Origin of the sequence: Rhodococcus sp. IEGM 1330 (assembly GCF_033142445.1) — a bacterium.
GTDB lineage: Bacteria > Actinomycetota > Actinomycetes > Mycobacteriales > Mycobacteriaceae > Rhodococcoides.
In genome coordinates, this window is record NZ_JAWLSB010000001.1 from 292,349 (window position 1) to 311,945 (window position 19,597).

General features: G+C 63.8%; 27 protein-coding genes. 15 read left to right on the forward strand and 12 right to left on the reverse strand.

Annotated features, from left to right (window positions below):
- Nucleotides 1-10: 10 nt before the first annotated feature.
- Nucleotides 11-505 carry a hotdog fold domain-containing protein gene (locus R4P57_RS01175; RefSeq protein WP_317801081.1) on the reverse strand — a complete coding sequence of 165 codons (495 nt, stop codon included), beginning with the start codon at nt 503-505 and terminating at the stop codon, nt 11-13.
- 491 nt (nt 506-996) lie between these two features.
- On the opposite strand from R4P57_RS01175, the gene rpsJ reads away from it, so the two are divergent.
- The 11 genes from rpsJ to rpsQ are packed head-to-tail and all read left to right on the forward strand — an operon-like array spanning nt 997 to nt 6,300.
- On the forward strand, nt 997-1,302 hold the full coding sequence (rpsJ, locus tag R4P57_RS01180; protein ID WP_003938093.1) for a 30S ribosomal protein S10: 306 nt from the start codon (nt 997-999) through the stop codon (nt 1,300-1,302).
- 14 nt (nt 1,303-1,316) lie between these two features.
- A complete protein-coding gene (gene rplC, locus R4P57_RS01185; RefSeq protein ID WP_027496309.1) occupies nt 1,317-1,982 on the forward strand; it encodes a 50S ribosomal protein L3 in 666 nt (221 codons plus the stop codon).
- On the forward strand, nt 1,979-2,656 hold the full coding sequence (rplD, locus tag R4P57_RS01190; protein WP_317801082.1) for a 50S ribosomal protein L4: 678 nt from the start codon (nt 1,979-1,981) through the stop codon (nt 2,654-2,656). The genes rplC and rplD overlap by 4 nt, the downstream gene beginning before the upstream one ends.
- Nucleotides 2,653-2,958: a 50S ribosomal protein L23 gene (gene rplW / locus R4P57_RS01195; protein WP_027496310.1), complete on the forward strand. Its 306-nt coding sequence runs from the start codon at nt 2,653-2,655 to the stop codon at nt 2,956-2,958. Before rplD ends, rplW begins: the two co-directional genes overlap by 4 nt.
- Before the next feature lie 39 nt (nt 2,959-2,997).
- Complete coding sequence (gene rplB, locus R4P57_RS01200; protein WP_317565585.1) at nt 2,998-3,837, forward strand: 50S ribosomal protein L2; 840 nt, start codon at nt 2,998-3,000, stop codon at nt 3,835-3,837.
- A 13-nt stretch (nt 3,838-3,850) separates the two neighbouring features.
- The gene (gene rpsS / locus R4P57_RS01205; RefSeq protein ID WP_008718309.1) at nt 3,851-4,132 is read left to right on the forward strand and encodes a 30S ribosomal protein S19; all 282 of its coding nucleotides are present in this window, start codon (nt 3,851-3,853) and stop codon (nt 4,130-4,132) included.
- Nucleotides 4,129-4,551: a 50S ribosomal protein L22 gene (rplV, locus tag R4P57_RS01210; RefSeq protein ID WP_037188319.1), complete on the forward strand. Its 423-nt coding sequence runs from the start codon at nt 4,129-4,131 to the stop codon at nt 4,549-4,551. Before rpsS ends, rplV begins: the two co-directional genes overlap by 4 nt.
- Nucleotides 4,551-5,360 carry a 30S ribosomal protein S3 gene (rpsC, locus tag R4P57_RS01215; protein WP_027496312.1) on the forward strand — a complete coding sequence of 270 codons (810 nt, stop codon included), beginning with the start codon at nt 4,551-4,553 and terminating at the stop codon, nt 5,358-5,360. Before rplV ends, rpsC begins: the two co-directional genes overlap by 1 nt.
- 3 nt (nt 5,361-5,363) lie before the next feature.
- Nucleotides 5,364-5,780, forward strand: a complete 417-nt coding sequence (gene rplP, locus R4P57_RS01220; protein ID WP_317801083.1) for a 50S ribosomal protein L16 — start codon at nt 5,364-5,366, stop codon at nt 5,778-5,780.
- On the forward strand, nt 5,780-6,025 hold the full coding sequence (rpmC, locus tag R4P57_RS01225) for a 50S ribosomal protein L29 (RefSeq protein WP_032376634.1): 246 nt from the start codon (nt 5,780-5,782) through the stop codon (nt 6,023-6,025). Before rplP ends, rpmC begins: the two co-directional genes overlap by 1 nt.
- Nucleotides 6,022-6,300 carry a 30S ribosomal protein S17 gene (gene rpsQ / locus R4P57_RS01230; RefSeq protein WP_032376635.1) on the forward strand — a complete coding sequence of 93 codons (279 nt, stop codon included), beginning with the start codon at nt 6,022-6,024 and terminating at the stop codon, nt 6,298-6,300. Before rpmC ends, rpsQ begins: the two co-directional genes overlap by 4 nt.
- Before the next feature lie 65 nt (nt 6,301-6,365).
- Here the strand turns inward: rpsQ and R4P57_RS01235 are convergent, their stop codons facing one another.
- Genes R4P57_RS01235 through R4P57_RS01250 form a run of 4 tightly spaced genes read right to left on the reverse strand, consistent with a single transcriptional unit; the run spans nt 6,366 to nt 12,546 of the window.
- On the reverse strand, nt 6,366-7,688 hold the full coding sequence (locus R4P57_RS01235) for an AIM24 family protein (RefSeq protein ID WP_317801084.1): 1,323 nt from the start codon (nt 7,686-7,688) through the stop codon (nt 6,366-6,368).
- A 27-nt stretch (nt 7,689-7,715) separates the two neighbouring features.
- Nucleotides 7,716-10,841, reverse strand: coding sequence for an ATP-binding protein (locus R4P57_RS01240; protein ID WP_317801085.1), 3,126 nt, complete (start codon nt 10,839-10,841; stop codon nt 7,716-7,718).
- Nucleotides 10,842-10,858: 17 nt separating this feature from the next.
- On the reverse strand, nt 10,859-11,512 hold the full coding sequence (locus R4P57_RS01245; protein WP_317801086.1) for a hypothetical protein: 654 nt from the start codon (nt 11,510-11,512) through the stop codon (nt 10,859-10,861).
- Nucleotides 11,509-12,546: an endonuclease domain-containing protein gene (locus tag R4P57_RS01250; protein WP_317801087.1), complete on the reverse strand. Its 1,038-nt coding sequence runs from the start codon at nt 12,544-12,546 to the stop codon at nt 11,509-11,511. Before R4P57_RS01250 ends, R4P57_RS01245 begins: the two co-directional genes overlap by 4 nt.
- 238 nt (nt 12,547-12,784) lie before the next feature.
- Here R4P57_RS01250 and rplN point away from each other — a divergent pair, with 238 nt between their 5' ends.
- From rplN to R4P57_RS01270, 4 genes are read left to right on the forward strand one after another with little or no spacing between them, the layout of a single operon-like run.
- A complete protein-coding gene (gene rplN / locus R4P57_RS01255) occupies nt 12,785-13,153 on the forward strand; it encodes a 50S ribosomal protein L14 (RefSeq protein WP_032397538.1) in 369 nt (122 codons plus the stop codon).
- On the forward strand, nt 13,154-13,471 hold the full coding sequence (gene rplX / locus R4P57_RS01260) for a 50S ribosomal protein L24 (RefSeq protein WP_317801088.1): 318 nt from the start codon (nt 13,154-13,156) through the stop codon (nt 13,469-13,471).
- 1 nt (nt 13,472) lies between these two features.
- Nucleotides 13,473-14,045, forward strand: coding sequence for a 50S ribosomal protein L5 (gene rplE, locus R4P57_RS01265; protein ID WP_300518520.1), 573 nt, complete (start codon nt 13,473-13,475; stop codon nt 14,043-14,045).
- A gap of 4 nt (nt 14,046-14,049) precedes the next feature.
- The gene (locus tag R4P57_RS01270) at nt 14,050-14,235 is read left to right on the forward strand and encodes a type Z 30S ribosomal protein S14 (RefSeq protein WP_008718273.1); all 186 of its coding nucleotides are present in this window, start codon (nt 14,050-14,052) and stop codon (nt 14,233-14,235) included.
- A 91-nt stretch (nt 14,236-14,326) separates the two neighbouring features.
- On the opposite strand, the gene R4P57_RS01275 is transcribed toward R4P57_RS01270, so the two are convergent.
- The 7 genes from R4P57_RS01275 to R4P57_RS01305 all read right to left on the reverse strand — a co-directional run bounded on the left by R4P57_RS01275 (nt 14,327) and on the right by R4P57_RS01305 (nt 19,152).
- Nucleotides 14,327-15,025 carry a DUF6885 family protein gene (locus tag R4P57_RS01275; protein WP_317801089.1) on the reverse strand — a complete coding sequence of 233 codons (699 nt, stop codon included), beginning with the start codon at nt 15,023-15,025 and terminating at the stop codon, nt 14,327-14,329.
- Between the two features lies 1 nt (nt 15,026).
- Nucleotides 15,027-16,394 (reverse strand): glutamine synthetase family protein, encoded by a 1,368-nt coding sequence (locus R4P57_RS01280; RefSeq protein ID WP_317801090.1) that lies wholly within the window; start codon nt 16,392-16,394, stop codon nt 15,027-15,029.
- A 208-nt stretch (nt 16,395-16,602) separates the two neighbouring features.
- Complete coding sequence (locus R4P57_RS01285; protein ID WP_317801091.1) at nt 16,603-16,782, reverse strand: hypothetical protein; 180 nt, start codon at nt 16,780-16,782, stop codon at nt 16,603-16,605.
- A 201-nt stretch (nt 16,783-16,983) separates the two neighbouring features.
- Nucleotides 16,984-17,223 carry a hypothetical protein gene (locus R4P57_RS01290; RefSeq protein ID WP_032387001.1) on the reverse strand — a complete coding sequence of 80 codons (240 nt, stop codon included), beginning with the start codon at nt 17,221-17,223 and terminating at the stop codon, nt 16,984-16,986.
- A 107-nt stretch (nt 17,224-17,330) separates the two neighbouring features.
- Nucleotides 17,331-18,533, reverse strand: a complete 1,203-nt coding sequence (locus R4P57_RS01295; RefSeq protein ID WP_317801092.1) for a colicin E3/pyocin S6 family cytotoxin — start codon at nt 18,531-18,533, stop codon at nt 17,331-17,333.
- The gene (locus R4P57_RS01300; RefSeq protein WP_317801093.1) at nt 18,533-18,820 is read right to left on the reverse strand and encodes a WXG100 family type VII secretion target; all 288 of its coding nucleotides are present in this window, start codon (nt 18,818-18,820) and stop codon (nt 18,533-18,535) included. Before R4P57_RS01300 ends, R4P57_RS01295 begins: the two co-directional genes overlap by 1 nt.
- Nucleotides 18,820-19,152: a WXG100 family type VII secretion target gene (locus R4P57_RS01305; protein WP_317801094.1), complete on the reverse strand. Its 333-nt coding sequence runs from the start codon at nt 19,150-19,152 to the stop codon at nt 18,820-18,822. Before R4P57_RS01305 ends, R4P57_RS01300 begins: the two co-directional genes overlap by 1 nt.
- Nucleotides 19,153-19,597 lie beyond the last annotated feature (445 nt).

Below are 19,597 nucleotides of genomic sequence, written 5' to 3' on the forward strand. Positions count from 1 at the left end.
GTCGAGTATGTCAACGGGGCGCCGCGGAGACCCAGATGGTGATGTCTGCGTGTACCACCTCGATGCCCGCGGTGTCTCGGATCGCGACGGGCACGACGATATCCATGCCATCGGTAACTGTTCCGAAGTCGGGGACCTCGTCGAGTTCGGCGACCGCGCGCAGCGATGTGGTGGCCTTCGTCAGGTACTGGACCGTCATGGATTTTGGAATCCATCGGTGCGAGGTGGGGACGGTCGCCTCGGCAAGCATGCCCATGGCGACCTCGGCGAGGTTGCAGGCGGCGATGGCGTGGAAGGTGCCCAGGTGGTTCCGAATGCCGAACCACTTGGGGGCGGTGACCTCGCAGCGTCCCGGCTCGAGCGCGACGACACGTGGCAGCACAGACGCGAAGTACGGAACCCGCAGACACATGCCGACGGAGAACAGTGTGGAGCCGACAGTGTTGTTCGGTAGCTTCGACCAGGCGCGATAGGTCGCGCCGGTGGTGTTCTCGACGGTGGTCATGGCGCTACCTTACTGCTCGGTAAGGTAGCGCGGTAGCAATCGATCGGCCCCGAGTTGATCTGCTGCCCGGTCTGCGGCATACTGGGCGGGTTGCCTGGACACGGGACGCGCATGCGTGCGGCCTGAAACAGGTGAGTCGGCCGAAAAGCCGACTGAGCAAGAACATGAGACCAGCGCTCCACGTGAGCGCGTCCGGAACACCAGCTCGATCGGTGCGGATTTCGTGCGGTTCGGATGGTTGAAGCGAAAGTTTCAGCGCAGACGAATGAGCGGAATCGCGACACGCCCGACCGCGTGGACCGGAGAACCATGACAGATGAAGAGCGGCAACGGATGCAGGCCACGCCTGGGTCGTCAACGTTTTTCACTGTCGTGTGTGCACGAAGGCAGTTCGAGTCGGTGGTTTTTCACGGCTCGGGGACTGTGCAGACGAGGTGGAGCAGGCCGAACGGCCCGTTCTACGACCAAGCGGCAAGAAAAGGACACTAAGCGTGGCGGGACAAAAGATCCGCATCAGGCTCAAGGCCTACGACCATGAGGCGATCGACGCGTCAGCGCGCAAGATCGTCGAAACGGTCACCCGTACGGGTGCCCGCGTCGTCGGACCGGTGCCGTTGCCGACAGAGAAGAACGTGTACTGCGTCATCCGTTCGCCGCACAAGTACAAGGACTCGCGCGAACACTTCGAGATGCGTACTCACAAGCGGCTCATTGACATCCTCGACCCGACACCGAAGACGGTGGACGCGCTCATGCGCATCGACCTCCCGGCCAGTGTCGACGTCAACATCCAGTGAGCGCGGAGACAACGATGACTGATAACAAGAACCGGCCTGCAACAGGAATTCTGGGCACCAAGCTCGGAATGACCCAGGTCTTCGACGAGAACAACCGCGTCGTTCCGGTGACCGTGATCAAGGCAGGCCCCAACGTGGTCACCCAGATCCGCACCCAGGAACGTGACGGCTACAGCGCCGTCCAGGTCGCATTCGGTGCGATCGACCCGCGCAAGGTGAACAAGCCCACCACCGGCCAGTTCGAGAAGGCAGGTGTCACGCCGCGTCGCCACATCGTGGAGATTCGCGTTGCCGACGCCTCGCAGTTCGAGGTCGGCCAGGAGCTCACCGCTGCAGTGTTCGAGGACGGCGCATACGTCGACGTCACCGGCACCAGCAAGGGCAAGGGCTTCGCCGGAACCATGAAGCGTCACGGCTTCAAGGGTCAGGGTGCGAGCCACGGTGCACAGGCTGTGCACCGTCGCCCCGGATCCATCGGTGGCTGCGCAACGCCGGGCCGCGTGTTCAAGGGAATGCGCATGTCCGGACGTATGGGTGGCGATCGCGTAACCACGCAGAACCTCTCGGTCCACAAGGTGGACAGCGAAAACGGTCTGCTGCTGATCAAGGGAGCGATCCCGGGCCGTCGCGGCAACGTCGTGATCGTCAAGTCTGCATTGAAGGGTGGTGCACGGGCATGACCAGCCTCGACAAGAAGACCGAAACCAATTTGACGCTGGACGTCAAAGAGGTCGGTGGCAAGACCAACGGAACCGTCGATCTGCCTTCGGCAATCTTCGACGCACCCGCGAACATCGCGCTCCTGCACCAGGTCGTCATTGCGCAGCTCGCAGCGGCACGCCAGGGAACGCACTCCACGAAGACTCGTGGCGAGGTTCGCGGCGGTGGCAAGAAGCCGTACCGCCAGAAGGGAACCGGCCGCGCCCGTCAGGGCTCGACCCGCGCTCCTCAGTTCGTCGGCGGTGGCACGGTCCACGGACCGCAGCCGCGTGACTACAGCCAGCGGACTCCCAAGAAGATGAAGGCAGCCGCTTTGCGCGGTGCCCTCTCCGACCGGGCTCGCAGCGAGCGGATCCACGTGATCACCGAACTGGTTGCCGGACAGATTCCATCCACCAAGGGTGCCAAGTCGTTCCTCGCCGAGCTCTCGGACCGCAAGAAGGTCCTGCTCGTCGTCGGACGCGAGGACACTGCGGCCTGGAAGAGCGTCCAGAATCTGGACGGCGTGCATCCCATCGCACCCGACCAGCTCAACACGTACGACGTGCTCAACGCCGATGACGTCATCTTCAGCGTGGAAGCGCTGAACACCTTCATCGCTGGGCCTGCAAAGAACGAGGAGGCAAGCAAGTGACCACGATCGCCGATCCCCGCGACATCTTGCTGGCACCGGTCATCTCCGAGAAGTCCTACGGACTGATCGAAGAAGGCACGTACACGTTCCTGGTGCACCCGGACTCGAACAAGACGCAGATCAAGATTGCCGTCGAGAAGATCTTCGACGTCACCGTGACCAGCGTCAACACGATGAACCGTCAGGGCAAGCGTAAGCGGACCCGGTTCGGTTACGGCAAGCGCAAGGACACCAAGCGCGCGCTCGTAACGCTCTCCGCTGACAGCAAGCCCATCGAGATCTTCGGAGGTCCGGTCGCGTAAGCGACTGGGACTCTTCGGATATAGAGGACGAGAAGACTCATGGCAATTCTTAAGTACAAGCCGACAACCCCGGGTCGTCGTGGCTCCAGCGTGTCCGACTTCGCTGAGATCACACGTTCGACCCCCGAGAAGTCGCTGGTTCGCCCGCTGCACGGTCGCGGTGGACGTAACGCACACGGTCGTATCACCACCCGGCACAAGGGTGGCGGTCACAAGCGTGCGTACCGTCTCATCGATTTCCGCCGCAACGACAAAGATGGTGTGCCGGCCAAGGTCGCTCACATCGAGTACGACCCCAACCGCACCGCGAACATCGCACTGCTGCACTTCGCAGACGGCGAGAAGCGCTACATCGTCGCACCCAAGGGCATCGCCCAGGGCTCGCCGATCGAGCAGGGTCCCAACGCCGACATCAAGCCCGGCAACAACCTTCCCCTGCGCAACATCCCGACGGGTACGACCATTCACGCGGTCGAGCTTCGTCCGGGCGGTGGCGCGAAGATGGCCCGCTCCGCTGGAGCGAGCATCCAGCTCCTCGGTAAGGAAGGCGCATACGCCACGCTGCGTATGCCTTCCGGTGAGATCCGTCGCGTCGACGTGCGCTGCCGCGCAACCGTCGGCGAGGTCGGCAACGCCGAGCAGTCGAACATCAACTGGGGCAAGGCCGGCCGTATGCGTTGGAAGGGCAAGCGCCCGACCGTTCGTGGTGTCGTGATGAACCCGGTCGACCACCCGCACGGTGGCGGCGAGGGCAAGACCTCGGGTGGACGCCACCCGGTCAGCCCGTGGGGACAGGCCGAGGGCCGTACCCGCAGTAAGAAGAAGGCGAGCGACAAGCTCATTGTCCGTCGTCGTCGTACCGGCAAGAACAAGCGCTAGGAGGGAGTTCAGAATGCCACGCAGCCTGAAGAAAGGCCCGTTCGTAGACGATCACCTCCTCGCGAAGGTTGACGTCCAGAACGATAAGGGAACCAAGCAGGTCATCAAGACCTGGTCCCGTCGATCGACAATCCTGCCCGACTTCATCGGTCACACTTTCGCCGTCCACGACGGTCGCAAGCACGTACCGGTGTTCGTGTCCGACTCCATGGTCGGCCACAAGCTCGGGGAGTTCGCACCGACCCGCACGTTCAAGGGTCACATCAAGGACGACCGGAAGGCGAAGAGGCGATGACCAACTTCACCCCCACCGCCAATCCGACTGCCAAGGCCGTAGCGAAGCACGTTCGCGTCACGCCGATGAAGGCACGTCGCGTCGTGGATCTGGTTCGTGGGCGCTCCGTCGAGGACGCGCTCAACATCCTCAAGTTCGCGCCGCAGGCAGCGAGCGAGCCGGTCGCCAAGGTGATCGCGTCCGCAGCAGCCAACGCCGAGAACAACCTGGATCTCGATCCCAGCACGCTGATCGTCGCCACTGCATTCGTCGACGAGGGTGCAACCCTCAAGCGATTCCAGCCGCGCGCTCAGGGCCGGGCATTCCGGATCCGCAAGCGCACCAGCCACATCACGGTGATCGTCGAAAGCCTGCCCAAGACCGGCGGAACGTCTCGTAACCGTCGTAAGGGTCAGGCGTCCAAGGAAGGGGCTCAGTAGTGGGTCAGAAAATCAACCCGCACGGCTTCCGCTTGGGTATCACCACTGACTGGAAGTCGCGCTGGTACGCAGACAAGCAGTACTCGGAGTACGTCAAGGAAGACGTCGAGATCCGCAAGCTTCTTGCCACCGGCATGGAGCGCGCTGGTATCGCGAAGGTCGAGATCGAGCGCACCCGTGACCGTGTTCGCGTGGACATCCACACGGCACGTCCGGGCATCGTCATCGGTCGTCGTGGCGCCGAAGCCGACCGTATCCGCGGAGCTCTCGAGAAGCTGACCGGCAAGCAGGTTCAGCTCAACATCCTCGAGGTCAAGAACGCCGAGTCCGAGGCTCAGCTCGTGGCCCAGGGTGTTGCCGAGCAGCTCAGCAACCGCGTCGCATTCCGTCGCGCAATGCGTAAGGCCATCCAGTCGGCCATGCGTCAGCCGAACGTCAAGGGCATTCGTGTTCAGTGCTCCGGCCGTCTCGGTGGCGCGGAAATGTCTCGCTCGGAGTTCTACCGCGAGGGACGCGTTCCCCTGCACACGCTCCGTGCCGACATCGACTACGGGCTGTACGAGGCCAAGACCACCTTCGGCCGCATCGGCGTGAAGGTCTGGATCTACAAGGGCGACATCGTCGGCGGACGGCGTGAACTCGCTGCCGCTGCGGCCCCGGCCGCCGGTGCAGACCGACCCCGTCGCGAGCGTCCCACTCGTCCGCGTCGCAGCGGTGCCTCGGGCACCACGGCGACCAGCACCGAGGCCGGCCGCGCGGCATCCGCAACCGAGGCTCCGGCCTCGACCGAGCCCACTCAGGAGGGCTGACGCATGTTGATCCCCCGCCGGGTCAAGCACCGCAAGCAGCACCACCCGAAGCGTTCGGGTGCGGCCAAGGGCGGCACTCAGGTGACATTCGGTGACTACGGCATTCAGGCTCTCGAGCCCGCCTACATCACCAACCGTCAGATCGAGGCCGCTCGTATCGCGATCACCCGCCACATCAAGCGTGGTGGCAAGGTCTGGATCAACATCTTCCCGGACCGTCCGCTCACCAAGAAGCCTGCCGAGACCCGCATGGGTTCCGGTAAGGGTTCGCCCGAGTGGTGGATCGCGAACGTCAAGCCGGGTCGTGTGCTCTTCGAGCTGTCGTACCCCGACGAGACCATCGCGCGTGAGGCACTGACTCGCGCCATCCACAAGCTGCCCATCAAGGCACGCATCATCACCAGGGAGGAGCAGTTCTGATGGCTACCGGAACCCCAGCCGCAGAGCTCCGCGAGCTCACCGGTGAAGAGCTGGTCACCAAGCTGCGTGAGTCGAAGGAAGAGCTGTTCAACCTTCGCTTCCAGATGGCAACCGGCCAGTTGGACAACAACCGTCGACTGCGCGTGGTGCGCCACGAGATCGCGCGTATCTACACGGTGCTCCGCGAACGTGAGCTCGGCTTGGCCTCTGGTCCTTCCGAGGACACAGCAGGTGACGCAGCATGAGCGAGGAAAACACTGTGACTGAAGAGCGCAACAACCGTAAGGTCCGGATCGGCTACGTCGTATCCGACAAGATGGAAAAGACGATCGTGGTCGAGCTCGAGGACAGGGTCAAGCACCCCCTCTACAGCAAGATCATCCGTCGTACCACCAAGGTCAAGGCCCATGACGAGAAGGGCGACGCCGGCGTAGGCGATCGCGTTCAGCTCATGGAGACCCGCCCGCTGTCCGCCACGAAGCACTGGCGACTGGTCGAGGTTCTCGAAAAGGCCAAGTAGTACCTGCATCGAAATGCCCGCTCCCTTCCCGGGAGCGGGCATTTTTGTGTCTGTGTTCGTTGCGTCTATCTGCCGAGCAGTCCACCGAGCGCTCCGCCGACGCCGGCCTGTTCACCGCTGCCACTGCCGCCGACCAGTCCGCCGGGTGGCTGCTCGGACGGCTGTACGACGACGAATCCCTGGCCGGCGAACTCGAGGGTGAATCTCTCTCCTGTCGTGCGACCGATGAGGGTGCCCAGTCCGAAGGAGTCGTTTTTCTTCACCCGTGTCTGTAGAGAGGACGACCACGCGACCGCAGCTTGCGGGTCTGCGAACGTCGGCTGATCGACGTTCAACACGACCGGGATTCCGTCGGTGGTGATGGCAATACGACCACGTCCGGTGAACACGCAGTTGAAGAACCCGGCGTTGCCCCCGGCCGCTGCGCCCTGGACTCGCTTGACGTCGTAGCTCAGCGAGGACTCGAAGGCCAGGACGTTGGCACCGTTGATGGTCAGACCGTCGGAGCCGTCCAGGTCGATCAGATGGACGTCCTGAGCTGCGTTGGCGAGAAAGAGGTCGCCCTGGCCCGTGACCTTCATCAGAGGGACGCCCTCACCGGAGAGCGCCTGCTTCAGCGCCCGACCGATACCACCCGAGCCCTTCGCCTCGAACTGCAGATTGCCCTGATACGCGACCATCGAACCGGCCCGGGCCATCACGTCGCCGTTCATCCCGATTCGGCACATCTTGCTGCCCTGCTTCTGAATGCCCGAACCGGGAACCTCGGCGTGTGCGGGCGCGAACAGTTCACTTCTCATGGCCAGAACTCCTCGAGGGACGGGTGAATTCACGGGTGGCGCGATGGTGTTCGCTGATGGCTCGTGCGGAGTGTCGGGCATCGGCTCGTCGTGCTCGACACTGATACCGAACGCCGTGGCCAACCCCGCCAGGCCATCGGCGTATCCCTGGCCGACGGCGCGGATCTTCCACTGCTCGCCGCGCCGGTAGAACTCCAGACACACCAGCGCGCTCTCGTCGCCGAGCGCATCGGCAGTGAAGCCGACCAGCGCTGTGCCCGACGCATCGGACACCGTCACCGCCGTCGGGCCTGCAGCCGCGAACGTTGCGGGTCCCGTTTCGTCGAGGGACGCCGCCACGGCCACGGTATCGACGCCGCTGGGGACGGCGGTGGCGTCGAACACCAGCAGGTGGCCGGTCGATGTACGGCGATACTCGACGCCGGGGGCGGTGGGCTGGTTGTAGAACACCAGGTCCGCGTCCGAACGCACCCGGCCGCCCGCATCCAGCAGGAGCGCGGAGACGTCGACAGAGGTCGACGCGGCGAGCGTGACCGTCAAAGGGCCGGCCGGGGCGGGGCAGTTCTCCCCGCGAGCGAGGGTTTTCATCGTGTCCAGTGTGCCACTGTCAGGTCGTCAGGACCGCCGTGCCAGCTCGATGACTTCTTCCTCGGTCGGCGGACTCTTCGGGTGGTAGGACAGGCACAGGGGAGTGGCGGTGCGTCGGAACTCCGCGCCTTCGACTGCCGCGTAGAACTGGCCGGCGGGCAGGCGTCCGACGTCGGGAACGGAACCGCCCTTGACCCGCGCCATCTCCTTGGCTGCGTCGACCTGCGACGGACTGTTGAGCAGGCCGTAGAACTGAGTGGACGCATTGCCCGCGATGCGGTTGTGCAGGCCCTTCGGGGATTGCGTGGCGAACACCAGGCCCAGTCCGTACTTTCGAGCCTGCGACGCCAGTGCCAGGGTGCTGTGGGTTGCCGCAGTGCTCCGGTCGGAGGGTGCGAAATTCTGCGCTTCGTCCATGACGAACAGTCCACCGAGGGGTCGGTCACCCGCCGGGTTCTTCTTGATCCAGGCGAACAGCCCCATCTGGAGTTGATTGACGAAGCTCTGCTTCTGCTCATCGGTGGTCAAGCCGGCGAGGTTGATCACCGATACCCGGGCTTTCTTGCCCTCGGCCGGCGTCAGCAGGACAGCAGGGTCGACCGGCGTGCCTGCGCCGGCGAACATCGGATCGTTCGCGGCGGCGGCCTTGAGATTCTCGGCCAGTCCGGCAGCGATGCGCACCGCATCGCGCATCTCGCTCGCGTCTTCGGGGAATTCTTCCAACAGGTCGATGAAGTCGGACAGATCCCCGCCCTGCGAACGGCGACCGAACTGATCGAGGGCCGACTTCAGCACTGCTCGACCATGTTTGGCCTTCTGTGACGTGCCGAGGACACCCGCGGCCGGTTCGAGTGAGGCCAAGGCGGACTCGACCGAGGCCTCGAACTCGTCCGCGTCGCTCACGACACTGGCGAAGTCGGGTAGCGGCTGGAAGCTGAGCGGCCGACCGGCGGACTTGCGCGGCGTCCACACCACGACGTCGGTGTCGCGCAGGTACGCCGTTGCCTTGGCCTCGTCACCCGGTGGCCAGGTCCTCTCGTCCTCGGGCCATGCGGTGCCGAGCCGAGCCAGGTCGTTGTTGACGTCCAAGACGATCGCCGAAACACCCTGCAGGGCGCACTCTTCCACCAGCCGACGGATCAAGACCGTCTTGCCCGAGCCGGATCCCGCGAAGATCGCCGTGTGCTTGCGTAGCGCTTCGAGTGGAATGGCGACGTCCGCGCCGGTGCTCAGTTCGGCACCGACGACGATGGACGGCCGCCGCGATACGGCGGGTTGCGCTGCAATACTCGGTGTCTCGGGTTCGATGAGGGCGGTGTCGTCGTCCACGACACTCACAGCGGGAAGCACCGTCGAGAACAGTTCGACATCGTGTGCCGGCTTGCGTGCGAGCAACCAGGACGTGAGTGCGGGGGAGTTCTCGGCCAACAGGATCGACAACGCCGCCAGCGCTCTGCGGTCCTCGTCGCCGAGTGGCACCACGATGCCCCCGGCGCGATGCAGGGCCGCGATTGTCTGCTCGGTTTTCGCGCCGTTGGGCCACGGGTCGTTCCTGATCACGATCAACCGTCGCCTCGGCATGTCGATGCGCAGGCCCGCCGTCGTCACTGCCCGCTCCACCCGGGCCAAGGCGGCCCGCGCGTTACCGGACGTGACCGCGCGGAAGCACCAGTGCTCCTCGTCGTCGGTATCGGTGTCTACGGTGTGACGCAGGCGGGCGTGCAGCGCTGGCTTGCCGCTCGGCGGTGGGTCCTGCGCCAGGCTGTCGTCGGACGACTGATGCTCGTGAATCCACGCGGTCAGACCCGCCGACAGCAGCGCGGGAACGATCGAGTCCTCACTGTCGGGTGCCAACGGAACCGACACGTCCACCTGTTCGCACAGTCGCTTGAAACGATCGTCGAGCGCGTCGAGTTCATTGACCCGCGCCGTGGGTAGGTCCGGCGCATCTGTTGGACCGGACCTGTCGGTGAAGCTCTCCAACTCCGACGCGACGCCGGTGTCGAGGCAGTGCCTGATGTGCCGATCGACGGCGATGAGAAGCTGGCGCGGAGTGAAATCGGGGGCCTGCTCGAACGCGTCGGGCGCGACCGGCCACGTGGGGTGCGGCGGGATGAACCCGGCTTCGAGGAAACACGCTGCCAGGCGTCGTCCGAGAAGCAGGCGTCCGATGTCCGACGAGGGAATCGGCTTGAGTGACTGGGTGACTCGGAAGCGGTCACGCATCGGCGCGACACCGCGCGCGGCGATCAGTTCCCAGGCGCTCGACAGCGCGGAGAGCACCGAGGCAGTGCGGGGGAGGGTCTCGCGGAGCGACATCAAGCCGTGTGCGAGCTGTTCGACGACCTTGTCTTCCTGCGCGTCGGCGAACTCCTGATCCGATCCGGTCCGAGACTGCGCCACGAGTGTGTCGATCTGGTCGATCGCGAGAATCGTCGGACCGGTGATGGCAAGCAGACGGGAGATGTTCTCGGCGATGCCCTGATGGCCGAGCTCGGCCCGACGAATGCCCCAGGCCGAGAACTCGTCGGGATCGACATCGTCGATCGACTGCAGGTACGCGTCACCCAGATCCTGAACGGCCGAATCGGGGGCGATGGACAGCACGAGCGCGCGCAGCGTGTGCTGCGACGTCCGTCGATGGCGGGGGTGAACCTTGTACACCGCAGTGACGAATTCGTTCAACGTATCCGCGTCGATCATGCTCTCGCCCATGATCTTTGCGCGCTGATCGTCGGGGAGCTCGCCGATTTCGCACAGGCGTCGGAGCAACAGCCCGAGCTGGCTGTCCGATCCGCGGCCGGACGGACGCATCAGGTCGTCGAGCATCCCCATCAGCGTCGAGCGCCAGAATCCGGCAGCGTCGAGCAACCTGATCAGGAAGAAGTAGCCGCCCTTGAGCTGCACTTCTTCTCGTACCTGGCCGAGCAGGTGCGTCTTGCCCGAACCGGCCGGGCCGCGCACGACTACGCCCAGCGGACTGGCGTCATCGGAGGCGTCCGCGTCGTCGTAGGCATTCATCACCTCGAGGAACACACGTTCGTGCATTCCCGGAACGTGCACGTTCGACTGGGAACGCCACACGTCGTCGGGGGTCGGTGCCCAGCTCAACCGCACCGATTCGAGAGCTCGGATCTGCTCGTTGTCCGTCATCGTCGACTCAACGCCCATCATGGTTCGATCGAGAGAAGGTGGTTCTGCTGATTTCCGACGACGACGGCCGCGGCGCGTTCTTCGTCGGTCAGCGTCTTCTGATTTTCCTCGGGTATCAGCGAGACGTCTGCCGCGCGACGCAGACGCGCGAGGGCGTCATCGAGATCGCTTCTGGGTATGTCGCGCAACTCGTTTCGCAGCCTGGAGAGCCGGACGTTGCTGCCCGGTTCGCGGGCGAGCCGTGCGTAGGCCGCGCGAATCGAGGCTTCGACGTCGACGGTCTCGGGCGTGGTGTCGGGCTCGTCGCCGCTTGCCGGTTCGTCTCCGCGGGCCGAGAACACATCCGCCGGGCGGCTGTCGGTGCGATCGAGCCACCGACGCAACCCCGCCAACACGGTGAACATGGCCTTTCCCGCGCCGGTCGATCGAGCCGGTGGTTCACCTCCGATGAGGTCGCCGCAGATCCGCCACCCCTTGTCGGTGAGTTCGAGTGTCATCGGGCGCACGGACGAGTTCACCTCGATCAGACCGGCGTTCTTCAGCTTGTCGCGGGACGGCTTCGCGAGCTCGGGGCCCATCGCTCTGAGTTCGGAATTCTTGACCGGACTCGCCTCGGCCATCAGGACGAGCAGCACTGCCGCTTCGGTCCCGTTCAGGTCTTCGGTACTCATCGAGGATCCCCCTTCGATCGTCTTCTCGATACTGCCTCGCGGATGGTAGCGACCGCACGTTGCGGATCGTCGATCACTTGAGCATTGGTGAAGCGCAACACCATGTAGCCGTGTGTCTGCAGCTGGTTGTCACGGACGCGGTCCTCGGCGAAACGGTCGACGGCCCGGTGCTCGTTGCCGTCGATCTCCACCACGACCTTCTCGGTGCGCCACAGTACGTCCACGGTGAACGGACGCGTCAGCTCGCCGAGTCTGATCGAGCGGTTGTGCTCACGCCCGGTGGCCCAGTCATGGGCGTCCAGCGCGCGACACAGACGTTTCTCGGGTTCGCTTGCCGGGTGGGGGTAACCCGCGATCGGGGGATAGCTGAGCGGCCGGAATCGGTCGAGGACAGTGCTGACGCCGTCGGGCACTTCCGGCGCACGGACCGAGACCGAGGGGAATCGGTCCATGTTCGACGCCCCGTCGCCCGTCACCCACACCGCTGCCCCGGCGTGGGTGCACAACCATTCCGCAGCTGCCGCGACGACTCCTGCATCCATCCCGGAGGGCACGACCAACACGAGGGCAGCAGTGCTTCGATGCTGAGCCGAGGCAAGTACTCGGGCGGACCCTGCGGCTCGAGTCTCGACGGTGAATGCGGTTCGACGCGGCGACCGCCCCGCGACCGCGGCGTCCGCGAGGGCCCCGACGTACGGGCCGAAGTGTGCTGTGTCGCCTGCGAGCCGGACAGCCGCGACGCGTGCAGCGCGCCTATCCAACGTCGACGAGTCTTCGTGGTGGTCGAGTCCCGTGAGCAACAGCGGAACCGAGTCGACTGCCGCTTTCTCGAGTTCTGCGACCACCGCATCGACGAGATCGACGGCGCGGTTCGCCGTTTTACGATCGACCGCGAAGAACACGATGGCGGGCGCGTCCGACGGCAGAGGGTTCACGGACTCGGCGAGTTCGCGCTCGGTGGCACCGTGCAGTCGGACGACCCGATCCAGCGGCAGACTCGACCACCAACCGACGTCGTCGCCCGTCGACGTCATCGCCGCGCCCCACTGATCCGAAGATGTCCCATCCCCGAAACCGTACCGAGAGTTCTGGGTTCGCAGGCGACGGCCGGTGCTCGCGCGATAGCGATTTGGATCCCGGGGGCCCGTTCCCCTACACTTGACCGGTTGCCTGCGGCAGCGGTGTGCCTTCGTGCGCCCGTACCCGGCAGCCGACCGCGCGTGTCGGGACGGAAATCCGGCACGTACGTACATCCAGGTCAAGGAGAAGTTAGTGATTCAGCAGGAGTCGCGAGTACGCGTCGCTGATAACACGGGCGCGAAGGAAATCCTTTGCATCCGCGTTCTCGGTGGTTCGTCACGTCGCTACGCCGGAATCGGCGACATCATCGTAGCTACGGTGAAGGACGCCATTCCCGGTGGAAACATCAAGAAGGGTGAGGTCGTCAAGGCCGTCATCGTCCGCACGATCAAGGAGCGTCGCCGTCCGGATGGCTCGTACATCCGTTTCGACGAGAACGCTGCGGTGCTGATCAAGCCGGACAACGATCCCCGTGGAACTCGTATCTTCGGCCCGGTCGGCCGTGAGCTGCGTGAGAAGAAGTTCATGAAGATCGTCTCGCTCGCCCCGGAGGTGCTGTAAATGAAGGTGCACAAGGGCGACACCGTTCTCGTGATCGCAGGCAAGGACAAGGGCGCCAAGGGCAAGGTCATTCAGGCCTACCCCACTGACTCCAAGGTTCTGGTCGAGGGTGTGAACCGCATCAAGAAGCACACCGCGGTCTCCGCCAACCAGCGCGGCGCATCCTCGGGTGGCATCGTCACCCAGGAAGCCCCGATCCACGTATCGAACGTTGCAGTGGTCGACTCGGACGGAAACCCCACTCGCGTGGGCTACCGGACCGACGAGGAAACCGGCAAGCGCGTTCGTGTTTCCCGGAAGAACGGGAAGGACATCTGAGATGACTACCACCGAAAACATCGCGGGCGCACAGCCCCGCCTCAAGGCGCGCTACCGCGCCGAGATCAAAGACGCCCTGAACACCGAATTTGCATACGAGAACGTCATGCAGATCCCCGGCATCGTCAAGGTCGTCGTCAACATGGGTGTCGGCGACGCCGCCCGTGACGCCAAGCTGATCAACGGTGCAGTTGCCGACCTCGCTGCCATCACCGGCCAGAAGCCGGAGATCCGCAAGGCACGCAAGTCCATCGCTCAGTTCAAGCTGCGCGAAGGAATGCCCATCGGCGCACGCGTCACCCTCCGTGGCGACCGCATGTGGGAGTTCCTCGACCGTTTGGTCTCCATTGCCCTTCCCCGAATCAGGGACTTCCGCGGCCTCTCGGGCACGCAGTTCGACGGCAACGGAAACTACACGTTCGGCCTCAACGAGCAGTCGATGTTCCACGAGATCGACGTGGACAAGATCGACCGTCCGCGCGGCATGGACATCACCGTAGTAACCACCGCAACCAACAACGAAGAAGGCCGCGCGCTGCTCAAGCACCTCGGCTTCCCGTTCAAGGAGAACTGAGTCCATGGCGAAGAAGGCATTGGTCAACAAGGCCAACAAGAAGCCGAAGTTCGCGGTGCGTGCATACACTCGCTGCAACCGCTGCGGCCGTCCCCATTCCGTGTTCCGCAAGTTCGGCCTCTGCCGTATCTGCGTGCGCGAGATGGCGCACGCCGGAGAGCTTCCCGGAGTTCGCAAGAGCTCCTGGTGATCTGAAGCCCTCGGGCTTCACCACACCACGATGATGGGCGTGGGTTCCGAAAGGAGCCCACGCCCATTGTGCGTTGCGTCGGGCCCCGATCTCAGACGGACCACAATTCGCTTCGGAGTTTCAGCGAGCGGACCAGGCTCACCGCTGCAAGCCGATCCTTGCTGTCGACGATCAGCAGCAGGCCACGTTCGGACATCGCCGACGCGAAGGCGTCGGTGGAGACGGTTCGACATCCGGGCGGCATGGCCGGGTCTCCGAGTTCCCGATAGGTGTCGGCGATCGCCACCGAGTCCTCGGCCGCGTCCGCGCCCCAGACGGTCACGAAATGTCCGACGCTCCACTCGAATTGGGTCAGTCCCTCGGTATGGACATTCGCCACCAAGCCGAATCGGAACCGGATGTCGGCCAGACGGCCGAGTAGCAGACGCAATTCCGCGACACCGGGCCGCATGATCGGAACCACGGCAACGCGGTGGTCGGTCGCCGTCTCGATGCCCACCGCGAGACCCTTGGCACTCGTCCCGGCTGCATCGATCGACGCAGCCCTCGGCAGTCCATCCCACCCGTCGGTGATCCGGGGCGATCCAGGAGGACGCGCCGACTCCACCTCGACCGGCCAGATCGCGGTTCCCGATGCGACCGCGAGCGCCGCGACATCCGGTGCGCCTTCGTCGAGAACAGCGGTCAACGCTACTGATGCCGAGAACGGTCCGCAGAGTTGATCCGGTTGTGGCAGAGCCTGATCGAGAGTCGAGATGATCGCGGATGCCCCGGCAAACCGTCGCAACACGTCAGTAGATCCATCGCAGCGATTCGAGTAGTTCGTCCTCGGTGTGACTCTCCGCCCACGCTGCATCGGCGTCCCGGCAGGCAACGAACGCGCCGAGAAGTTCCTCGCCCAACACCTTCGCGACCAGTGCAGACGACAGTAGGTTCTCACGTTGTTGCACATGGGTCGTCGCGAGTGGGGAGATACCCGCGGCATCGCGACGTGCGTCGTCCCAGCCACCCACGTCCTGCTGAACCGGTCGCGGCAACTGCGCCGAATCCGCTATTCCCGACAGGCCGGCCGCAATCGTGACGGCCAGCGCCAGATACGGATTGGCGGACGCATCGCATGCCTTCAACTCGACGTTGGTGTGCTCCGAGCCGAGAAGGGGCGTGGCCGGTACGAGCCGCACTGCAGCCTCCCGGTTTTCGACGCCCCAGAATCCGAAGGCACCGGCCCAATAGCCGGGTCGACGGCGCAGCAACGACCCCGAACTCGGTGCGGTGATGGCGACGATTCCCGGGAGTTCTCGAACCAGGCCTGCAATGTACGAACGCCCGGTGTCGGACAACCCGTGCTCTCCGTCGCCGGTCAGCGCGTTTTGACCGTCGCGGACCAGGGACGTGTGCAGATGCCAACCATTCCCTGCACTGCTCGACGACGGCAGGGGAGCGAAGCTGGCCCGCAGACCCAGAGCTCGTGCCGCTGAGTGGATGGTCTGCCGCGCGAGGATCTGTGCGTCGGCCGCGGCAAGCGGATCGAGTGGACTGAGCGCGATCTCGAGTTGGGAAGCGCCGTACTCGGCGTGAATCTGGCCGATGCTCAGACCGTTCGCGGCAAGCGCGTTGAGCAGCAGCACCGCGAATTCGTCGACGTCGCGTACGGCGTTCGCGGAGTAGGCAGGTCCGCGATGAGCGGACAGTCCGTCCGATTCGCGAGTCAGGGCGAACTCGATCTCGAATCCGGCCCGCACCTCGAAACCGGCATCGGCGGCCAGTTGCACCTGGCGCTCGAGGACGGCCCGCTGATCGTAGGGCCAGGGAGAGCCGTCCGCCGAGAGCTGCCGGCCGTGTACCCAGGCAAGCCCCGGTTGGCCGGCGAGCCCGACCACGCTCGACGCGTTGTCGATCACCGGAATCAACCGCACATCGCCGGACGGCGTCGACAATCCATCGTGGGCGAACGTGATCCCGTCGTGCGAATCGAACACTGCGAACACCGCGGTGACTCCTACTCCGCGTCGTGCGACTGCCGTCAATTCTGCGGTGGGCACGGTGCGTGATCGGACAATGCCGTTGTTGTCGACCCAGCCGATGGTCACCCCGGCGATGTTGCGGTCGCGCAGAGTGTGGGTGAGGTGGTCGATGTCGACTGCCTTCGAGTCCGTCATGGTCCGACGTTAGCGAAGAAGTGGACGCAATGTGGTGTGGTCAGGCCGCGTCGTGGTCTGTTCATGTTGCGATGGAACGAGGCGCCGAGATCGGCGAATTGTCCCAGGATCCTCGGCGGATTCTCGTCGGCGAACCGGGGCGCGGCGTTCGGTGGTAGCTGAGTTTGTCACGCTGTAAGTCGGTGCATGACATGTTGTTCGGTGATCGTCAGTCTGAAGAATAGCCAACTTCGTATTCGCAGTTCTCGTCGAGAATGAAGATTTCGTCCATGAAAGCTGCAAACTCTGATGCCTTGTACAGTGGAACATCGTGCTGACGAATCCCAATGGGAAGTTCGTGCTCGGCGTCTGTTGCGCCGAGAATTTTCTCGACTATGTCAGCTGACATGTCGTGAAGGAAATATTCGCCCGCAAGGAGATGGGTAGTCTTATCGAATTTCTCTAGGAGCCACATCTTAGTTTTCAGAATTTAGTGAGAACAAGCGCGTTCCGTGTGACCGGCAATCGCTCGATCAGTCGAATAGATTCTGGTATCACGTGTGCTCCACTCTCAAGTAGTTCGCCTCCCACGTATCGCATTGCCCATTCCTCAGTCGGTGAACAGGCCGATGAAGTATTCATTATCGGAGCTGACTCTGAAATCGCCCTCGATGTACTTGGCGAACTTCGGCACGTCGGCCAATGCGACTGGGTACGGTCCCATTTCTAGTGGAAGTTCACTTTCGTCGACGTCAATCAGTTCTCTGATTTCGTCTCCGGTGATAGCAGTCAGGAGATAGCTGTCCGCGATCAAATCGGTTTGGTTATCGTATGATTCCAAGTACCACATTGTCCTCTCCTTGTTGGTAGTAGTCAGACCGTGCTGCCTTATTCTCGAGCGGTCGTGAACCGGCGTCGACTCAGGTTCGAGTTACCAGGATGTCGGGCCTCGGTTGGTCATCGACCAGGCTTTCTAGTGGGATCTGGGGGCTTGGTTTGTGCTCCGGTATTCGGATCGAATTCGCCTAAGTGCTTGCCGTTCTTGCTGTATTTCTCGACTGCGCCGTGCTGGCTATCCCATTCGTAGATGTTCCCTTTGTCGTCAGTCCACCGCGTTCTGCGGTTGAGCGGTTTTCCTCGTGTGGCGTTTGGAAAGCCTGGCAGACCGCCCCGGGGCGCGGGATGGTAGTGCCAATTTCCTCCACCAGTGTTTGCGTGGAATGTCGTCGGACTCGCTTCGAGGAGCGGTTGCACGTCCAATGCAATTCCGATGGCCGCCGCCCCGGTTGCCACGGTGACACCGACGGCAATTGCCGACGCCGCTTCCACTCCGGTGAGGACGGCGATGACACTTCCGGCAATGATGCTGCCCGTTGCGCCCGTGACGGCGACCGTTCCCACACCGAGGGTGAAGAAGGCGGCAACTGCACCGGCGATCGTGCCGGCCACGATGGCCGTCCCCACGATATCGATGACGCTCTGGTGAGCATCCTGAATGGTGGTGGCCCATTCGCCGCATGCTCTCGCAAGGGCGTCGAACTGGTCGGCGACGTTGTGCGCAGCGATGTAGACGCCGTCCATCTGGGCGAGGACCTGCGGCAATTCGTCGGAGGCAAGTTCCTCGATGTCGGTCCATGCGGAGTTCGTGGCGTCGCTCGCTCGGCGTAGCTCCTCGGCGGCGGTGCGCCACGCACTTCCGAGGCCACGCATTTTGTCCGGATCGCCGTTGGGCCACATGTGGCCCTGTAGCCACCGCGTGATCAGCCCCCACCCCATCGGGGCGTCGGTGTCGCCGCCGTAGGAACCGTTGAACTGCGGTGTATTCGTATGAGGAAGTTGTGGGGGAGCGGGCAGCGGTGGGGGCGACGGAACGGTGTTCGCATTCTCTGCGTTGGCGTGGTTGACGCCGGTTGCCGCCAGCAGATCATGGAGTTTGCCGAACGCATTCGTGATGTCGGTTGCTGTGGAAACTGCCTCGAATGCCGCGGAATCGTAACTGCCTGCCCAGGACTTTCCGGCGTTGTCGGTGCCTGCGCAGCCCCAGTTGCGGTCGAGTTCTGCGGCGAGTTCCGCTATCGCGCCGCTCGAGATCGTCTTGGCGCTTCCGTATTGGGAGGCCGCTTCGGCAAAGATGTCCGGGTCGACGCTGATCGGGGCCATCAGGGCCACATTCGCTTGTTGTGGTCCACGGCTGAGCGGTAGCGATCATGGGCGCCTCGCGCCAGCGTGCCGAGTTGGGCGAGCCCGGTTCGCATATCGTTCAATTCCTGCCGGAGCAGCTCGTGCTTCGAGCGGTGCGCCTCGGCCGCTTCGCCCTCCCATTCGATGCCGAGATCGTTCACCTCGCGCTCGACATCGGAGATAGCCGATTCGATCGTGGCTCCGACTGTGTGCGCGCGACCGACCAGAGCGAGAATCTGCTCGACGTCGGCGACGTAGCGCGCCATCAACGGTCCAACCGAAGGCCGGTATCCACCACGTGTTCATCGATCACGTTGTCCGTTGCGGAATACTCGGTTGCAATGCCGTCGAGCAGCCACGCGTCCTCGTTGAGCGCGCCGCATATCTTCCGAGCCGAATCGACCCACTCCGCCCACAGAACTGCATGGGAATCGGCCGCGTTGCCCGTCCAGGAGGATTCCATCAACTCTTCGGCGTCTCGGCGGACGAGGTCGATGTCGTCCCAGAGTGCATCGGCGAGGCCGGACATCCGAGCAGAGGCACGGCGGATCCGATCGGGATCGGCTTTCACAGCGTCGTGCGGGACGAATCCGGCCATGGTCGGACGTCGACCGTCTTGGCAATGGAATCAGTTGTACGCATCGAACCCCCCGGAGCGATGGAATGATGTCGGAAGGCTACGGCACGAGTCCGACCACCTCGACCTCGGTTCGAGCGACAGTCCCGCGAAGAGACACCTAAGGCTCGTACCACGACCGATTTTGAGAATGGCACCCGGTTCCCTACACTAGAGCGGTTGCCCGGGCTTCGTCGTGCCTGCACGCGAGTCCTTGCAATACAGAACGCAACCTCGAGTTCTCCGTACGTCAGCATCGAAATGCGGAAGCTCGAAACACCTGGCAGTGCAGCGATGCATTGCTTGGAGCGCAACCCCTGACCGGCAACAGTCGGTCAGGACATGTTCACTTCGTTGTAGGCCCACGATGTGACGAGCCAGGCCCGCCGGGTTTTCGAGAATCCAGGGGCACCAGCTCGCGCGTGCT

Bases quoted from the DNA above. Each gene is read 5' to 3' on its own strand.
- R4P57_RS01175 (WP_317801081.1), bottom strand. From the start codon at position 505: ATGACCACCGTCGAGAACACCACCGGCGCGACCTATCGCGCCTGGTCG.
- rplC (WP_027496309.1), top strand. From the start codon at position 1,317: ATGACTGATAACAAGAACCGGCCTGCAACAGGAATTCTGGGCACCAAG.
- rplD (WP_317801082.1), top strand. From the start codon at position 1,979: ATGACCAGCCTCGACAAGAAGACCGAAACCAATTTGACGCTGGACGTC.
- rplB (WP_317565585.1), top strand. From the start codon at position 2,998: ATGGCAATTCTTAAGTACAAGCCGACAACCCCGGGTCGTCGTGGCTCC.
- rpsS (WP_008718309.1), top strand. From the start codon at position 3,851: ATGCCACGCAGCCTGAAGAAAGGCCCGTTCGTAGACGATCACCTCCTC.
- rplV (WP_037188319.1), top strand. From the start codon at position 4,129: ATGACCAACTTCACCCCCACCGCCAATCCGACTGCCAAGGCCGTAGCG.
- rplP (WP_317801083.1), top strand. From the start codon at position 5,364: ATGTTGATCCCCCGCCGGGTCAAGCACCGCAAGCAGCACCACCCGAAG.
- rpmC (WP_032376634.1), top strand. From the start codon at position 5,780: ATGGCTACCGGAACCCCAGCCGCAGAGCTCCGCGAGCTCACCGGTGAA.
- rpsQ (WP_032376635.1), top strand. From the start codon at position 6,022: ATGAGCGAGGAAAACACTGTGACTGAAGAGCGCAACAACCGTAAGGTC.
- R4P57_RS01235 (WP_317801084.1), bottom strand. From the start codon at position 7,688: ATGAAAACCCTCGCTCGCGGGGAGAACTGCCCCGCCCCGGCCGGCCCT.
- R4P57_RS01240 (WP_317801085.1), bottom strand. From the start codon at position 10,841: ATGACGGACAACGAGCAGATCCGAGCTCTCGAATCGGTGCGGTTGAGC.
- R4P57_RS01245 (WP_317801086.1), bottom strand. From the start codon at position 11,512: ATGAGTACCGAAGACCTGAACGGGACCGAAGCGGCAGTGCTGCTCGTC.
- R4P57_RS01250 (WP_317801087.1), bottom strand. From the start codon at position 12,546: ATGACGTCGACGGGCGACGACGTCGGTTGGTGGTCGAGTCTGCCGCTG.
- rplX (WP_317801088.1), top strand. From the start codon at position 13,154: ATGAAGGTGCACAAGGGCGACACCGTTCTCGTGATCGCAGGCAAGGAC.
- rplE (WP_300518520.1), top strand. From the start codon at position 13,473: ATGACTACCACCGAAAACATCGCGGGCGCACAGCCCCGCCTCAAGGCG.
- R4P57_RS01270 (WP_008718273.1), top strand. From the start codon at position 14,050: ATGGCGAAGAAGGCATTGGTCAACAAGGCCAACAAGAAGCCGAAGTTC.
- R4P57_RS01280 (WP_317801090.1), bottom strand. From the start codon at position 16,394: ATGACGGACTCGAAGGCAGTCGACATCGACCACCTCACCCACACTCTG.
- R4P57_RS01285 (WP_317801091.1), bottom strand. From the start codon at position 16,782: ATGTCAGCTGACATAGTCGAGAAAATTCTCGGCGCAACAGACGCCGAG.
- R4P57_RS01290 (WP_032387001.1), bottom strand. From the start codon at position 17,223: ATGTGGTACTTGGAATCATACGATAACCAAACCGATTTGATCGCGGAC.
- R4P57_RS01295 (WP_317801092.1), bottom strand. From the start codon at position 18,533: ATGGCCCCGATCAGCGTCGACCCGGACATCTTTGCCGAAGCGGCCTCC.
- R4P57_RS01300 (WP_317801093.1), bottom strand. From the start codon at position 18,820: ATGGCGCGCTACGTCGCCGACGTCGAGCAGATTCTCGCTCTGGTCGGT.
- R4P57_RS01305 (WP_317801094.1), bottom strand. From the start codon at position 19,152: ATGGCCGGATTCGTCCCGCACGACGCTGTGAAAGCCGATCCCGATCGG.